This is a genomic window from Brevundimonas sp. (genome assembly GCF_029945885.1).
GTDB lineage: Bacteria > Pseudomonadota > Alphaproteobacteria > Caulobacterales > Caulobacteraceae > Brevundimonas.
Genome location: NZ_JAQSDK010000037.1, coordinates 311,427 through 326,817, shown reverse-complemented (window position 1 = coordinate 326,817; position 15,391 = coordinate 311,427). Strand labels below are relative to the sequence as shown.

At 69.9% G+C, this 15,391-nt stretch carries 13 protein-coding genes; 12 read left to right on the top strand and 1 reads right to left on the bottom strand.

The annotated features are described in order from the left end of the window. Positions 1 to 61 precede the first annotated feature (61 nt). From ccmI to PSV00_RS14460, 12 genes are all read left to right on the top strand, one after another. Entirely contained in the window at positions 62 to 895 is an 834-nt protein-coding gene (gene ccmI, locus PSV00_RS14515) for a c-type cytochrome biogenesis protein CcmI (RefSeq protein WP_300448591.1), read from the top strand. Beyond that, positions 892 to 1,362, top strand: a complete 471-nt coding sequence (gene ccmE, locus PSV00_RS14510; protein ID WP_300448588.1) for a cytochrome c maturation protein CcmE — start codon at positions 892 to 894, stop codon at positions 1,360 to 1,362. Before ccmI ends, ccmE begins: the two co-directional genes overlap by 4 nt. Continuing rightward, on the top strand, positions 1,359 to 3,344 hold the full coding sequence (locus PSV00_RS14505; RefSeq protein WP_300448586.1) for a heme lyase CcmF/NrfE family subunit: 1,986 nt from the start codon (positions 1,359 to 1,361) through the stop codon (positions 3,342 to 3,344). The genes ccmE and PSV00_RS14505 overlap by 4 nt, the downstream gene beginning before the upstream one ends. Next, positions 3,341 to 3,862, top strand: coding sequence for a cytochrome c-type biogenesis protein CcmH (locus tag PSV00_RS14500; protein ID WP_300448584.1), 522 nt, complete (start codon positions 3,341 to 3,343; stop codon positions 3,860 to 3,862). The genes PSV00_RS14505 and PSV00_RS14500 overlap by 4 nt, the downstream gene beginning before the upstream one ends. A gap of 81 nt (positions 3,863 to 3,943) precedes the next feature. Then, positions 3,944 to 5,488, top strand: a complete 1,545-nt coding sequence (locus tag PSV00_RS14495; protein WP_300448583.1) for a trypsin-like peptidase domain-containing protein — start codon at positions 3,944 to 3,946, stop codon at positions 5,486 to 5,488. A 69-nt stretch (positions 5,489 to 5,557) separates the two neighbouring features. Next, positions 5,558 to 6,229, top strand: coding sequence for a response regulator transcription factor (locus PSV00_RS14490; protein ID WP_300448580.1), 672 nt, complete (start codon positions 5,558 to 5,560; stop codon positions 6,227 to 6,229). Between the two features lie 5 nt (positions 6,230 to 6,234). Next, positions 6,235 to 7,692, top strand: coding sequence for a HAMP domain-containing sensor histidine kinase (locus PSV00_RS14485; protein WP_300448577.1), 1,458 nt, complete (start codon positions 6,235 to 6,237; stop codon positions 7,690 to 7,692). Continuing rightward, positions 7,689 to 10,574 (top strand): bifunctional [glutamine synthetase] adenylyltransferase/[glutamine synthetase]-adenylyl-L-tyrosine phosphorylase, encoded by a 2,886-nt coding sequence (locus tag PSV00_RS14480; RefSeq protein ID WP_300448573.1) that lies wholly within the window; start codon positions 7,689 to 7,691, stop codon positions 10,572 to 10,574. The genes PSV00_RS14485 and PSV00_RS14480 overlap by 4 nt, the downstream gene beginning before the upstream one ends. A 73-nt stretch (positions 10,575 to 10,647) precedes the next feature. Beyond that, entirely contained in the window at positions 10,648 to 11,301 is a 654-nt protein-coding gene (locus PSV00_RS14475; RefSeq protein WP_300448570.1) for an EF-hand domain-containing protein, read from the top strand. A gap of 65 nt (positions 11,302 to 11,366) precedes the next feature. After that, complete coding sequence (locus tag PSV00_RS14470) at positions 11,367 to 11,948, top strand: RNA polymerase sigma factor (RefSeq protein WP_300448569.1); 582 nt, start codon at positions 11,367 to 11,369, stop codon at positions 11,946 to 11,948. Beyond that, the gene (locus tag PSV00_RS14465) at positions 11,948 to 12,373 is read left to right on the top strand and encodes a hypothetical protein (RefSeq protein ID WP_300448567.1); all 426 of its coding nucleotides are present in this window, start codon (positions 11,948 to 11,950) and stop codon (positions 12,371 to 12,373) included. The genes PSV00_RS14470 and PSV00_RS14465 overlap by 1 nt, the downstream gene beginning before the upstream one ends. Beyond that, a complete protein-coding gene (locus PSV00_RS14460) occupies positions 12,370 to 12,885 on the top strand; it encodes a periplasmic heavy metal sensor (protein ID WP_300448565.1) in 516 nt (171 codons plus the stop codon). The genes PSV00_RS14465 and PSV00_RS14460 overlap by 4 nt, the downstream gene beginning before the upstream one ends. 9 nt (positions 12,886 to 12,894) lie before the next feature. On the opposite strand, the gene PSV00_RS14455 is transcribed toward PSV00_RS14460, so the two are convergent. Beyond that, positions 12,895 to 15,342, bottom strand: a complete 2,448-nt coding sequence (locus PSV00_RS14455) for an ATP-binding protein (RefSeq protein WP_300448562.1) — start codon at positions 15,340 to 15,342, stop codon at positions 12,895 to 12,897. Positions 15,343 to 15,391: the final 49 nt, after the last annotated feature.

Here is a 15,391-nt window from a genome sequence, read left to right as displayed (position 1 = left end):
CCCGGCCGATGTCGGTTGAAACACTTTCCCTCTTGCCCGTCGGCCTCTAGACCATCCGCCGATGACGGTATTCTGGATCCTGACCGGACTGCTCACGGCGCTCGCCGGACTCCTTGTGCTGGCCGGTGCCCGGCGCGGCGTTGACGGCGAGCCCGCGGGGCCGGCCGATCTGGCCCGGCGTGAACTGGACGAGCTGGACCAGCTGAAGGCCCGCGGGCTTCTGAGTCCCGAGGCCTGGGTATCGGCGCGGGCCGAGGCCGGGCGTCGCCTGTTGGCCGGCCGGGGCGAGCCGGTGCCGATCGTCTCGCGTCCCGCCGACCGTCGCTGGGTCCTGGGCGGACTGGCGGTCGCGGGTATCTGCGCCCTTGGTCTTTATGTGCTGATCGGCGTCCCCGGCCAGACCGACCAGCCTTTCCAGCGCCGCGTCGACCAGTGGGCCGGAAATCTGGAGTCGCTGGAAGCGCCGCAGCTGGCCGCGGTGGCGGCCCGGGTCGTTCGCGACAATCCCCAGGACCATCAGGCCCTGGTCATGCTGGGCGTGGCCCGGTTCGAGGCCGGGGACCCGATCGGGGCCGCGTCCGCCTTCCGTCGGGCCCTGATGATCCAGCCGGATGATGCCCGTAGCTGGGGCCGGCTGGGCGAGAGTCTGGTGCGGGCCCAGGACGGGGTCGTCGGTGGCGACGCCGAAGCCGCCTTCCGCGAGGCCCTGAAGCGCGATCCGGGCCAGCTGGGCGCGCGTTATTTCCTGGGTGAGGCGGCGCTGGACCGCGGCGACAATCAGGCGGCCCGGACCCTGTGGGGGCCCTTGATCGCCACGCTTGACCCGGCCGACCCGCGCCGCATCGACCTTGAGCGCCGTCTGCCGCCGACCGGACCCGGAGCGGCCGGAACATGAGCTGGCTTCCCCGGTCACCGAAGGCACGACGTCGTCTGTGGGTGGTCGCCGCGGTCGCGCCGATCCTCGCCCTGGCCGTCGGCCTGTCGCTGTGGGCGTTGCGCGATACGGTGACCTTCTTCTTCTCGCCGTCGGAAGCCACGCCGGACAAGGCCCCGGCCGGGCGTGTCGTGCGGCTGGGCGGGCTGGTGGTCGTCGACAGTGTCCGGCATCAGCCGGACGGCGCGGTGGTCTTTGTCGTCACGGACAATGCCGCCGATACCGAGGTGACCTATCACGGCGAGTTGCCGGACCTGTTCCGCGAGGGGCAGGGGATTGTGGCCCAGGGGGCCTTCGAGCCCGACCGCCGCTTTCTCGCCACCCAGGTTCTGGCCAAGCATGACGAGACCTATATGCCGCGCGAGGTGGCCGAACGGCTGAAGGTGGAGGGCGAATGGCGTCCTGAAGGTGGAGCGACAGACCGGTGATTGTTGAATTCGGGGCCTTCGCCCTGATCCTGGCCATGTCGCTGTCGGCGCTTCAGCTGGGTCTGTCGGCGGCCGGTCGGATCCGGCGCAGTCCGGTGCTCGCCAGCGCGGGCCAGGGCGCGGCTCTGGCGGCGGCCGTAGCCGTGGTGCTGGCCTATGCGGTGCTGATCAGCGCCTTTGCCCAGAGCGATTTCTCGGTCGCCAACGTCGCCGCCAACAGCCACACCGACAAGCCGATGCTCTACAAGGTGGCCGCGGCCTGGGGCAGCCACGAAGGCTCGTTGCTGCTGTGGTGCCTGGTCATGACCGTGTTCGGCGGGGCCCTGGCCCGGGCCCGGGGGCTGCCGTTCGGTCTGAAGGCCTCGGCCGTCGCCGTGCAGGGCGCGCTGTCGACCCTGTTTCTGGCCTTCGCCGTCTTTACCTCCAACCCGTTCGCCCGGCTGGACCCGGTCCCCTTCCAGGGGGCGTCGCTGAATCCCCTGCTGCAGGATCCGGCCCTGGCCATCCATCCGCCGTTACTCTACGCGGGCTATGTCGGATTCTCGGTGACCTTCTCGCTGGCGGTCGCGGCCCTGATCGAGGGGCGGGCCCAGTCGAGCTTCTGGCCGGCCTGGGGCCGCTGGATGCGCCCCTGGGCCCTGGCGAGCTGGGGCCTGCTGACCATCGGCATCACGCTGGGGGCCTTCTGGGCCTATTACGAACTCGGCTGGGGCGGCTGGTGGTTCTGGGATCCGGTCGAGAACGCCTCCTTCATGCCCTGGCTGGCCGGCACCGCCCTGCTGCATTCCGCCGTGGTGACCGAGCGGCGCGGGGCCCTGGCGGGCTGGACCGTCTTCCTGGCCCTGCTGACCTTTACCTTCTCGATGCTGGGGGCCTTCCTGGTGCGCTCCGGGGTCCTGACCAGCGTCCACGCCTTTGCCGTGGACCCGGAGCGGGGACTGATGCTGCTGGCCATTCTGGGCCTGACGGCGGGCCTCGCCTTCGCCCTGTTCGCCTGGCGGGCCCCGACCCTGAAAGGCGGCGGCGTGTTCGCCCCGGTCAGCCGCGAGGGAGCCCTGGTCCTCAATGTCCTGTTTCTGACGGCGGCGGCGGCGACGGTGCTGCTGGGGACCCTGTATCCCCTCATCCTCGAGGCGGCGTCCGGCGCGACGATTTCGGTGGGGCCGCCGTGGTTCGCCATCACCTTCACCCCGCTGATGATCGTCGCCTTCCTGATCCTGCCGGCGGGCCCGATGCTGGCGTGGAAGCGCGGTGATGTTCGTGGCGCGATGCAGCGGCTGGCCCTGGCCGCGGGTCTTGCCCTGGTGGCCGGCCTGGCCGGCTGGGCGATGTTTGAACCGAAACAGGTGCTGTCCGCCGTCGGCATCGCCGTCGGGGCGTGGCTGATTCTGGGGACACTGACCGAGATCGCCGAACGGGTCCGTCTGTTCCGGGGGCCGCTGGGCACGTCCGCCCGCCGGTTGCGGAAACTGTCGCTGGGCACCTGGGGCATGACCCTGGCCCATGCCGGACTGGGGGTCTTCGTCCTGGGGGCGGTGGTCGAGACGGGCTATCGCGTCGAGGCTGCGGAGGTCGTGGCCCTGGGCGGTGAGGTCACCGCCGGTCCCTGGCTCGTGCGGCTGAACCAGGTCGAGATCGTCGAGGGCCCCAACTATCTGGCCGAACAGGGTCGGTTGACCGTGGCGCGGCCGGATGGGGCGGCGGCGCGGGCGATCGTGGCCGAACGGCGCTTCTTCCCCGCCGGGGGACAGACCACGACCGAGGTCGGGCTGGATTTCCGCGGTCTGGACGACGTCTATGTGGTGATGGGTGAGCGCCGGGCCACGCCGGCCGGGGAGCCGGCCTGGACCGTGCGGGTGTGGTGGAACCCGTGGGCGCGGCTGATCTTCCTCGGCCCGGCGATCATGGGTCTGGGGGCCCTGCTGTCGCTGCTGGATCGTCGTCTGAGGGTCGGGGTCGGAGCCCGGCCGAAAGCGACATGAGGCGGGTCCTGCTGATCGCCGTGGCGGCTGTGGGTCTGATGGCCGCCGAACCGGCGGCCCCGCCGGACCGGCCGCTGGCCGATGCGCGCCAGGAGACCCGGGCCCGGGCCCTGTTCGCCGATATCCGCTGTGTCGTCTGCCAGCATGAGTCGATCGCCGACAGCCCGGCGGGGATCGCCGGCGACATGCGCCGGCTGGTGCGCGAGGAGATCGCCGCCGGTCAGTCCGACGCGGCCATCCGTGAGGATCTGGTCAGACGCTATGGCGATTTCGTCCTGTTCCAGCCGCCGGTCCGGCCCGGGACCTGGTTGCTGTGGTTCGGCCCCCTGACGCTGCTGTTGCTGGCCGGGGCGGGTCTGGTCGTGGTGGGACGTCGTCGGCGGCCCGAGGTGGCGGCCCTGTCCGTGGAGGAGGAGGCCCGCCTGGCCGTTCTGTTGCGGGATGGGACGGATTGCCCTGATCCTGACTCATCTTCGCCCAATGACGAGCACGAGGGCGGACCAACCATCAGGGCTTGATGGTTTGGTTACAGGCCAGTCCGTCCTATATTCACTGATGAACGGGTGCGCGGCACCCGCCTGAAAGGATCCACGCCCGAGATGATGAAGCGTAAGGAGTTCATTCTGGGGGCCGCCGTCGGCCTGACCTTTGCCGCCGCCGCGACCGCCGGTGGCGTCATTCAGTGGCCCGGTGCCCATGCCGAGCCGGCCCGGGCCGTCGGCCAGCTGATCCCGTCGGCCGGTGCCGCGGGCCTGGCCTTCGCCCCGCCGCAGGGCGCGCCGCTCAGCTTTGCCGATATCTTCGCCCAGGTCGCTCCGGCGGTCGTGCAGATCGACGTCAAGACGCGGGTCCAGCGCTCACGCCCGGCGACAATCACCATCCCGGGCCTGGGAGCCGTGCCGATTCCCAGGGGGCCGGGCGGAAATCCGGGTGCTGATGACGAGGGCGAGACGGCGATGGGGGCCGGGTCGGGCTTCCTGATCTCGGCCGACGGCTTCATCGTTACCAACAACCACGTCATCGAGAATGCCGAGGAAATCACCGTCAAGCTGAGCGACGGCCGTGAACTGCCGGCCCGTCTGATCGGCCGCGACGAAGCGACCGACCTGGCCGTGATCAAGGTGTCCGGCGGCGCGCTGCCGTTCGTCAGCTTTGAGGAACAGGCCGAGCCGCGCGTCGGCGACTGGGTCGTTGCCGTCGGCAATCCGTTCGGCCTGGGCGGCACCGCCACGGCCGGCATCGTCTCGGCCAAGTCGCGCGACATCGGCGGCACCGACAATCCCTATACCGACTTCCTGCAGATCGATGCCGCCATCAACCGCGGCAATTCCGGCGGGCCGACCTTCGACATCTACGGTCGGGTCATCGGGGTGAACTCGGCCATCTTCTCGCCGACCGGCGGGTCGGTCGGCATCGGCTTCGCCATTCCGGCGTCGCTGGCCAAGCCGATCACCGACCGGCTGATGCGCGGCGAGACGATCGAGCGCGGCTATCTCGGCGTCGAGATCGGTGATCTTGATCCGTGGCGCGCGTCCATGGGCCTGCCGGACACGGCCCGCGGGGCCTTCATCAACAATGTGACGGCGGATGGTCCGGCTGACCGGGCCGGACTCCAGGCCGGGGACATCGTCGTGGGCCTGAACGGGACGGCGATCGTCAGCTCCACCGACCTGACCCGGCGTGTGGGGCGGGCCAAGGCCGGGGACACCCTGCATATTGAAATCCTGCGCAACAACCGCCGCCAGACCCTGAACGTCCGCTCGGGCACGCGGCCGTCGCAGGCGGATCTGCTGGCGAGCAACGGCGCGGCTGAACCGGATGCCCCGCCCGCCGCCGCCACGCCCGCCGGCCAGGTGGTGGCCGGACTCAACCTGGCTGCCCTGACCCCGGCCCTGCGCCAGCGCTATGACATCCCCGCCGATGTGGACGGGGTCGTCGTGACCGGTGTTGCGGCCGGTGGCGACCGCCGCTTCCAGCCGGGCTTTGTCGTCCTGCGGGCCGGCACGGCCCAGGCGCAGACCGTGGCCGATGTCCAGGCTGCGGTGGCCGCATCGCGGCAGGCCGGTCGGGACGATGTCTTCCTGCTGGTCCGCACGCCGCAGGGGAATACCCCAGTGGCGCTGGAACTTCCGAAAGCTGACTAAGCCTTAACTGACGGGATCGCCGCCGATGCGCTAACATCGGCGGCGAATCTGAATTCCGGGGGCTGATCGATGCGTATTCTGGTGGTTGAAGACGACGCGGAGGCGGCCACGGCGATGGTGCGTGGCCTGACCGAGGCGGGCAATGACGTAGTCCATGCGGTGGACGGGGCCTTTGGCCTGCTGGAGGCCCAGAAGGGCGGCTACGACGTCTATGTCGTGGACCGGATGATGCCGCGCCTCGACGGCATCGGCATGGTCGAGACCCTGCGCAAGGACGGCGACCAGACGCCGGTGCTGTTCCTGTCCGCCATGGGCGAGGTCGAGGACCGGGTCCTGGGGCTGAAGGCCGGCGGTGACGACTATCTGGTCAAACCCTATGCCTTTGCCGAACTGATCGCCCGGGTCGACGCCCTATCGCGCCGGCGCGAGACCGGCGGGGTCCAGACCGTGCTCAAGGTCGGTGATCTGGAGATGAATCTGATCGCCCGCACCGTGCATCGCGGCGAGACCGAGATCGATCTGCAGCCCCGCGAGTTCCAGCTGCTGGAGTTCCTGATGCGCCACGCCGGTCAGTCGGTGACCCGCACCATGTTGCTGGAGAAGGTCTGGGAATATCATTTCGACCCCCAGACCAATGTCATCGACGTTCACATCAGCCGGCTGCGCGCCAAGATCGACAAGGGTTTTGACCGCGCGATGCTGCAGACGGTCCGCGGCGCGGGTTACCGGCTGGAGGCCTAGTCGGCGTGAAGCTCCCGTCGCTCTTCCGGCGGACGCCGTTCCGGCTGACGCTGCTGTTCCTGGCCCTGTTCGCGGCGGCGGCCAGCGCGGTGCTGGCCTATGTCTATTTCGCCTCGGCCTCCGAGGCCCGGGCGCGGGCCGAGGCCGATGTGCGGGCCGAGACCTCGGTGCTGACGGCCCTCTATCGCACCCGTGGCGTTGATGTGCTGAACCAGGCCCTGGTCGAACGGGTCACCAAACGCAGTCCGTATCTTTATCTGCTGATGCGGTCCGACGGCAGCAAGATCACCGGTGATCTCAGCGTCACCGAACGGTCGGCGGCGGGCGCGACCAACGGGCAGCCGCTCAATGTCTCGCCGATCGACAACTATCGTGGTGGAGAACAGTGGGCGACCTTCCGCTTCACCGACACCGACGCGGCGGGCAATGTCGTGCGCAACCAGGCCCTGGGGGTCCAGGTGACCCTGTCGGGCGGCGAGATGCTGCTGGTCGCCCAGGACCTGGGCGACACCGAGAAATACCTGTCGCGCCTGACCCAGGCCCTGTGGGCGGCGATGGGGATGGTGCTGCTGCTGGGCGCGGGCGGCGGACTGATCGTCAGCCGCAATGTCGAACAGGCGATGGGTCGGCTGAACCGGGTCGTCACCGCCGTGCAGGAGGGCGATCTCAAGGCCCGGGTCGAGGTCCGTCGCAGTGGCGATGAACTGGACGAACTGGGGGCCGGCCTCAATGCCATGCTGGACCGGCTTCAGGCCTCGATGGCCTCGGTCCGGCACGCCGGGGACGCGATCGCCCATGACCTGCGATCGCCGTTGACCCGAATGCGGGCCAAGCTGGAAGTCGCCCTGATCGATGCCGAGGCGGGCAAGATCGACGGGGTCGACGCGCTGCAACTGTCGCTCGCCGAGGCCGACGAACTGCTGAAGACCTTCAACACTGTCCTGGCCATCGCCCGTCTGCAGGCCGCCGCCGGGCGCACGCCCGATCCGGTGGTGTTCGACGCCGGTTCACTGGCTGCCGACATGGCCGAACTGTATGAGCCCGCCGCCGAGGACAAGGGGCTGGAGTTTTCGGCCGAGATCGAAACCGGGCTGATGATCGACGCCAACCGGCCGTTCCTGGCCCAGGCCCTGGCCAATGTCATCGACAACGCCATCAAATATACCCCCGAGGGCGGGGCCGTGATGCTGCGGGCCCGGCGGCGTTCGTCGGGCGATATCGAATTCTCGATCACCGATACCGGGCCGGGCGTGCCCGACGGTGATCGCGACCGGGTGGTGGAGCGGTTCGTGCGCCTCGACAACAGCCGCACCGAGCCGGGTTCGGGTCTGGGCCTGTCGCTGGTGGCGGCGGTACTGGAAGCGCACGGCGGCCGGGTGCAACTGGACGAGGGGCCGGGTGAATACGGCGGCTTCGGGCCCGGCCTGCGTGTGGCCCTGATCCTGCCGGCAGCGGCGGCGTGACCGGACCGCTCGGGCCGCGGCTGAAGCCCTGCGGCCCGGTCCGCGACGTCGAAGCGGCCGCGCGGGTCCTCGAGCGGCTGTCGGAGGCCGCCGCCGCAGACGGCTGGACCGGCGTGCTGGACAGCACCTGGCCGGCCCTGGCCCCGGTGTTCGCGGCCTCACCCTATCTGTCCGGTCTGGCGCGACGCTGGCCGGACCGGTTGCGCACCATCCTCGAGGCGGACCCGTCCGACCGTCTCGCCGCCATCCTGGCGGATACCGCGGCCCTCGAGGGGCCGTCCGAAGTCGTGAAGGCCCCGCTGCGCTGGCTGAAGGCCGAGTTGCACCTGCTCACGGCCCTGGCGGATCTGGGCGGGGTCTGGGATCTGGACCGGGTCACCGGGGCCGTGTCGCGTTTCGCCGATGCCGCGGCCCAGGCGGCCCTCGCCGCTGTGGCCTACGAGCAGAGGGGGACGGGGAAATTGCTCGCCGCCGCCGACGATCCGCGAGGGCCCGTCCCCGGCCTGTTCGGCCTGGCCATGGGCAAGCACGGGGCATTTGAGCTCAACTATTCCAGCGATATCGACCTGTCGCTGTTCTATGAGCCGGAGACGCTGGAGGCGGTGCTGGCCCCGGGCGTCGAGGCTCAGCGTTTCGTCAACCGTGCCGCCCAGGTCCTGGCCGGGTTGCTGTCGGAGCGGACCGCGGACGGCTATGTCTTCCGGGTCGACCTGCGGCTGAGGCCCGATCCGTCCTCGACCCCGCCGGTCGTCGCCGCGCCGATGGCCCTGGCCTATTATGAATCGGTCGGCCAGAACTGGGAGCGTGCGGCCTTCATCAAGGCCCGGGCCGTGCTGGGCGATGCGCCGGCGGCGGCGGCCTTCCTGCAGGCCCTGACGCCTTTCGTCTGGCGGCGCAGCCTCGACTTTCCGGCCATTCTCGACATCCAGTCGATCAAACGCCAGATCCATGTCCACAAGACCGGCGACGGACTGGAGGCGGCCGGGGCCAATCTGAAGCTCGGGCGGGGCGGTATCCGCGAGATCGAATTCTTCGCCCAGACCCAGCAGCTGATTCTCGGCGGGCGCGACGCCGCCCTGCGGGCTCCCCGCACCGCCGACGCCCTGAAGGCCCTGAGCGAGGCGGGCCATATCCGCCCCGTCGTCGCGACCGAGCTGACCCGGTCCTATGTCGATCTGCGGGGGCTCGAGCACCGCGTGCAGATGCTGGAGGATGAACAGACCCACACCCTGCCGCAGGACGACCGCGGGCGCGCGGCCGTGGCCGCCCTGGCGGGTGAGGCCGATCTCGCGCGCTTCGATGCGCGGGTCGAGCGGATCCTGCAGGGCGTCAACCGGCGCTACGGCGAACTGTTCGAGGGGGAGGAAGACCTGTCCTCTCCCTATGGCAGTCTCGTCTTTACCGGGGTCGAGAACGATCCCGAGACCCTGGAAACCCTGGGGCGGATGGGATTCAGCGAACCGGTGATGGTGGCGGACACGATCCGCAGCTGGCACCACGGACGGATCCCGGCGACGCGCAGTGCGCGGGGGCGGGAGCTGTTCACCCGACTGGCCCCGCAACTGCTGACGGCGGTGGCCCGGACCGGGGCGGCGGACGCGGCCTTCCGGCGGTTCGCGGTCTTCTTCTCGGGGCTCAGCGCCGGAGTCCAGGTCCAGGCCCTGTTCCTGGCCCAGCCGCAGTTGTTCGAGATGGTGCTGGGCGTGCTGGCCTTCGCCCCACGTCTGGCCCGGACCCTGGGCCGGTATCCCGCCGCGCTGGACAGTATTCTGGACGCGCGTTTCCTGCGGGACCTCGACACCGATACCGGCCTGATGGAGCAGCTGATCGCCGAGGTCGCATCCGCCGGGGATTTCGAAGTGGCGATGAATGTCGTCCGGCGGGTGCATCGTGAGCAGATGTTCCGGATCGGCGTCCAGATCCTGACCGGCCGGGCCGGAGCGGCGGCGGCCGGGCGCGCCTATACGGCCCTGGCCGACGGCGCGATGCGGGCCCTGGGCCCGGCGGCCCTGGCCGAGGCCGAACGAATGGGCGGCACGATGGGTGGGGCGGTGGCGATCGTGGCCATGGGCAAGGCCGGGTCGCGGGAGATGACCGCCGCTTCGGACCTCGATCTGATCACCGTCTATGAGGCGGCACCGGAGGCGGTGTCCGGCGATCGGGGCTGGAGCCCGGAGGTCTTCTATTCACGCTTCACCCAGAGGCTGATCGCGGCCCTGTCGTCGCATACGGCCGAGGGCGGGCTGTATGAGGTCGACCTGCGGCTGCGGCCGGGTGGCTCCAAGGGGCCGGTCGCGGTGCGGCTCGGAACCCTGGCCGACTACTATGCCAGCGACGCCGATACCTGGGAGTTCATGACGCTGACGCGGGCGCGGGTGGTGTGGGCCAGTGAGCCGGCCTTCCGGGACCGGGTGGCGACTGCGATCGAGGCCGTGCTGCGCCGTCCGCGGCCGGAGGCGGACGTGGCCGGTGATGTGCGACGGATGCGGGACCGCATGGATCAGGGACGGCCGTCCCGGGGCGAGTGGGACCTGAAGCTTGTCAGGGGCGGGCAGGTGGATGCGGAATTCGTGGCCCAGTTCCGCCAGTTGACCCGGGCCGCGACGGGCGGTGACCTCACCGTCTCGACTCTCGAGGCCCTGGCCGGGGATCCGCAGGTGGCTGAGGCCTGGCGTATGCAGCAACGGCTGGCCCAGGTGATCGGCTGTGCCTTTGAGGACCGGCCGGACCCTGAAACCGAACCCGAAGGGTTTCGGCAACGCCTGGCCGAAGCGGCAGGTGAACCGGACTTTCCAACCCTGAAACGTCGCCTGACCGAGGTCCGCGAGTCCGCACGGGCGGCCTTTGAAACGATCCTTCCTCCGCCCGGCGACGGAATCTGACCGGACCGGCGTTAGACCTTCCAGACGGGGAAACTGCGACCGCCAGTTCTGCGGTCTCTGGAGACGGATCGTTATGAAGAAGACTCTCATGCTGGGTGGCCTTGCCGCCCTGACTCTCGCCGCCGCCGGTGGCGTCGCCCTGGCGCAGCAGGCACCGGCCGCCGGGCCGCAGCGCCATGCGCGTGCCGATGCCAATGCCGATGGCCGGGTCAGCCAGGCCGAGTTCGTGCAGCAGCGCGTCCAGCGCCTGACCGCCGTTGATGCCAACCACGACGGCACGGTGACGGTCGAGGAACGCCAGGCCGCGATGCAGGCCCATCGCGCCGAGCGGAATGCGACCCGTTTCGCCAGTATGGATGCTGACAACAACGGCACCATCAGCCGCAGCGAGTTCGACGGAGCCCATGCGGCCCGCGCCGAAGGTGGCCGAGCGGGTGCCCGTGGCGAACGCAGCCGCGGTCACCGCGGTGGCCGACAGGGCGGACACGGTGGCGACATGGCGCACCAGGGCGGGCGTCACGGGGCCGATCGTGGTCCGGTGGTGATCGCCGAGGTCCAGGCCAGGGCAACCGAAGCCTTTGCCCGTCTCGACGCCAACAGCGACGGCTATGTCTCGGCCGAGGAAGGCCGGGCCGGACGCCAGCAGATGCGCGAGCATCGGCGTGAACGGATGGGCGAGCGGCGTACGAACAGACAGGCGTCGCCTGCGCCGTCCGCTTCGGAGTAGGATGATGTCGGGGAAGGCGGTCATCGACCGACCGGCCCTTTCGGTCAGAAACGAAAGAGCCCGGTTTGGCTGGTATCGACGACCCCGACGAGGATCTGGTGCGCCGCGTGGGTCAGGGCGACCCCGCGGCCATTCAGGCCATGGTGGCGCGCAAGCTGCCGCGCATGCTGGCGCTGGCGCAGCGCATGCTGGGCGACCCGGTCGAGGCCGAGGATGTGGCCCAGGAGGCGATGGTGCGGGCCTGGCGACAGGCCCCGCGCTGGGTGCCCGGCAAGGCCAAATTCGATACCTGGCTGCACCGGGTGGCGCTGAACCTCTGCTACGATCGGCTGAGACGACGGCGCGAGAGTCCGACCGATACCCTGCCCGAACGTGCCGACGACTCGGCCGCGCCGGACCGGGGGCTTCTGGCGGCGGACGTGGGTTTGAGGGTCGATGCCGCCCTGGCCCGGCTGCCCGGGCGGCAGCGCGAGGCCATTGTGTTGTGTCACTATCAGGAGCTGACCAATATCGAGGCCGCGGCCTTGATGGGTGTCAGTGTGGACGCGCTCGAAAGCCTGCTCGCCCGAGGGCGACGGGCCCTGCGACAGGCTCTGACCGACCTGGCACCCGAGGGTGTCCGGGAGCGGATTGAGGGAGGACGATGATGACCCTGGACCGTTTCACTGCCCTGGCTGAGGCCTATGGCGGCGACCTGCGGCGCTGGCCGGTGGCGGATCAGGCGGCGGCGGAGCGTCTGCTGGCGACCGATCCGGCGGCTCGCGCCCTGTTCGATGTGGCAATGGCCTTTGATACCCTGTTGTCCGCCTCGCCCCGACCCCAGGCCACGGCCGCCCTGCGCGACCGGGTGATCGACGCGGCGACCCGCGCCGGTCTCAAGCCAGGGCCGGCCCGGCGGTTCTGGCTGGACCGGCTGGTGCTGGCCTCCGGAGCCGGCTGGGCGGCGGCGGCCTGTGCCGGTGTCGTCGCCGGCCTGAGCCTGACCACCCATATGACGGCCGACGTCCAGGCCGATGCGGTCCTCTACCAGGCGACCCTGGCCGGGGTCGATGACACGGAGGTTCTGGGGTGAGCCCGAACACGCTGAAAATTGCGCTGGCCGCCTCGGTCGCCCTGAATCTGTTCGCGGTTGCGGCCGGGGTCACGGTGATGGTGGGCCAGGCCCGGGTCGAGAACCGGGTCGAGTCCCAGCATCGCGGCCCCCGCGTCCCGTTCCGGATGATGCTGGAGTCGATGGACCCGACGGTTCGTGACCGGGTCCGTCAGGAACTGCGCGCGACGGCCATGGCCTCGCGCCCCGATTTCGACGAGGCCCGGACGGCCCGGCGCGCGGCCATAACCGCCGCGGCGGCCGAACCCTACGACGCTGATCAGGTACGCACCCTGCTGGAGCAGTCGCGTACCGCCGAGCTGCGCGGACGATCTCGGCTCGAGAATGACGCCGTCACCGTGCTGGGCACGCTGGATGTCGACGATCGTCGGGCCCTGTCGGTCATCCTGGCCCGCAACGGCGGGCGTAACGGGCGGCACGGTCGTGACCGCAAGACCCTGCGCGAGGCACCGGCAACGCCGGTCGCGCCCTGAGGCGAGGAATCAGGCCGCGCGGGCCTGCTCGGCCTGGTGGTCGTTCGGCCGTTCAATCGGCAGGGCGAAGCTGACGGTCGTGCCCCGGCCCGGCTCGCTTTCGATCAGCAGTTCGCCGTGATGCAGTTCGATCAGTGACTTGGTCAGGGCCAGGCCGAGGCCGGTGCCCTGGGTGGTCTTGGAATGCTGGCCCTCGACCTGTTCGAACGGGCGGGCCAGGCGGGCGACATCCTCGGCGGCGATGCCGATGCCGGTGTCGGTCACGGCGATGCGAATGCGATTGTCTTCGCGTCGCAGGGCCACGGTGATGTCGCCACCCTCCGGCGTGAATTTCACCGCATTGGAAATCAGGTTGAGCAGGACCTGTTTCAGGCCGCGATGATCCGCGTCGATCTCGGGCAGGTCGGGCGCGTCGAGGTGGACGGTCAGGCCGCACTCCTGGACCTTGCCGCGCATCAGCCGGATGGCGTCCTCGCAGACCTCCTTCAGGGCCACCTTCTCATAGTGGAGGGTCAGCTTGCCGGCCTCGATCTTGGCCATGTCGAGAATGTCATTGATCAGGCTCAGCAGATGCTGGCCGGACTTGAGGATGTCGCTCGCATAGCCCTTGTAGCGTTGGTCGCCCAACGGACCGAACATCTCGGCCTCCATGATTTCGGAGAAGCCGTTGATGGCGTTGAGCGGCGTGCGCAGCTCGTGGCTCATATTGGCCAGGAACTCCGACTTGGCCAGGTTGGCGGCCTCGGCCCGGGTCATGGCGACCTCGTATTTCCGCGCCAGCTGCGACAGCTTCTCCTGGCTGACCTCCAGCTGGTCGACCGTGGCCTGCAGGTCGTCGGCCGCCTTCTTGCGTTCGGCCTCCTGGCGTTTGATCGCGGTGATGTCGGCGGCGGTGACCACCGAGCCGCCTTCCGAGGTGAAGCGTTCCGAAAGCTGCAGCCAGCGACCGTCGTACAGCTCAACCTCGCGGGCTCCGGCCCGTCCGCCGGGCGCGGGATGGTCACCCTTGATGGCCAGGGCGGCGATCCGGTTGAGGTCATCCTTCAGCGCGCCCCTCCGGACCACATTGGCCTCGAAGCCGAAGGCGTCCTGGAAGGCCTGGTTCCACAGGATCAGCCGGTTCTGTTTGTCGAACAGGACGAAGGCGTCCGAGACGCTCTCGATACCGTCGCGCAACCGGCTTTCGGCCGCCTGGGCCTGGGCCTTGGCGCGACGGGCCTCGGTGATGTCGAGCGCGACCCCGAGGATGCTGGAGAAGCCGGCTTCCCCGCGTGATCCGCGGGACTGGCCCCGGGCATCGATCCATCGCGCACGGCCGTGTTCATCGGCCACGGCGAAGGTGACCTCGAAGGCCCCGAAGGTGGCGGCCTGGCGCAGGGCGTGATCCACCGCCTCGCGGTAACGGGGGTGGATGCGTTCGCGGACGGCTGCGGCTGGAACCGGTCCGGCGGCCTCGAAGCCGAGCAGGACGGCCATGAAGTCGGACAGATTGACCTCGTCCGCCTCAAGGTCCCATTCCCAGACCCCGCAGCGCGCACCCTCGACGGCGACGCGGAAACGGCGTTCCGAGGCGGCCCATTCCCGGCTGGCCCGGGCCTGCCGGCGCTGCATCAGCAGGACCAGTCCAAGCACGACGATGCCGATCGCCAGCGGCACGGTCAGCACCCAGGCATCATCGAGCAGGGCGTTGGCTCCGACATTGACCGGGGCGGAGGCGACGGCGATCAGCCCGGTGTCGCCGACGGCCGCGGCGGCCCGGATCAGACTGCCGGCCGCGAGTCCGACCGGAACGACCCGACCGTCCGTCTGGATCGGCGCTGCCGCCAGACCCAGACGATCGGTACCGGTACCGGTACCGGTCGTCGGCTCGCCCGAGGCCAGGATGGAGTGCGAATTCTGCAGCAGCCACAGGTCGACGCCCATCCGACCGGCCAGGGACGGGAGGGGGACCCGGCCGACGACGGCGGAACTGTTGATGCCCGCGATCTGGATCAGCAGGAACCGGCCATCGGCCGACAGGCGGGGGGCACCGGATTCGTCGGTCGTGGCGCTGAAGGCGGCAGAGTCCGCGCCGGTGGCGGCCAGCACCCGACCGTCGACATCAATGACGGCAAAGCCTGTGTCCGGGGCCAGGGCGCGGGCCTGTTCGACGGCATCAACGGGCCGGTCGGGGGTCTGGTCGAGACGTTCGGCCGCGGCCTCGAGACCGGCGCGGGCCGGACTCAGCCGGGCGTCCAGATCATAGGCCAGCAGCCGGGCCTCGTTGGCGACAGCCTGGGTGCGAAGGGCGTCGATTTCCCGTCCGGGGTGGGCAATCTCGCGGGCGAACAGCAGGACATAGGCCGCTACCGCCAGGGTCAGGAAGAGGATCAGGACACGGAGCCACGCCGGCGCACCCTGGCGTCCGTCAGAGGCCCGTCGCCCCTGATTGGTTATGCGGCGCTCATTGCCCCGCAAGGCGCTCTCCCGGACGATTCGATGACGAAGGCCCGAATCTAGGCTGCGT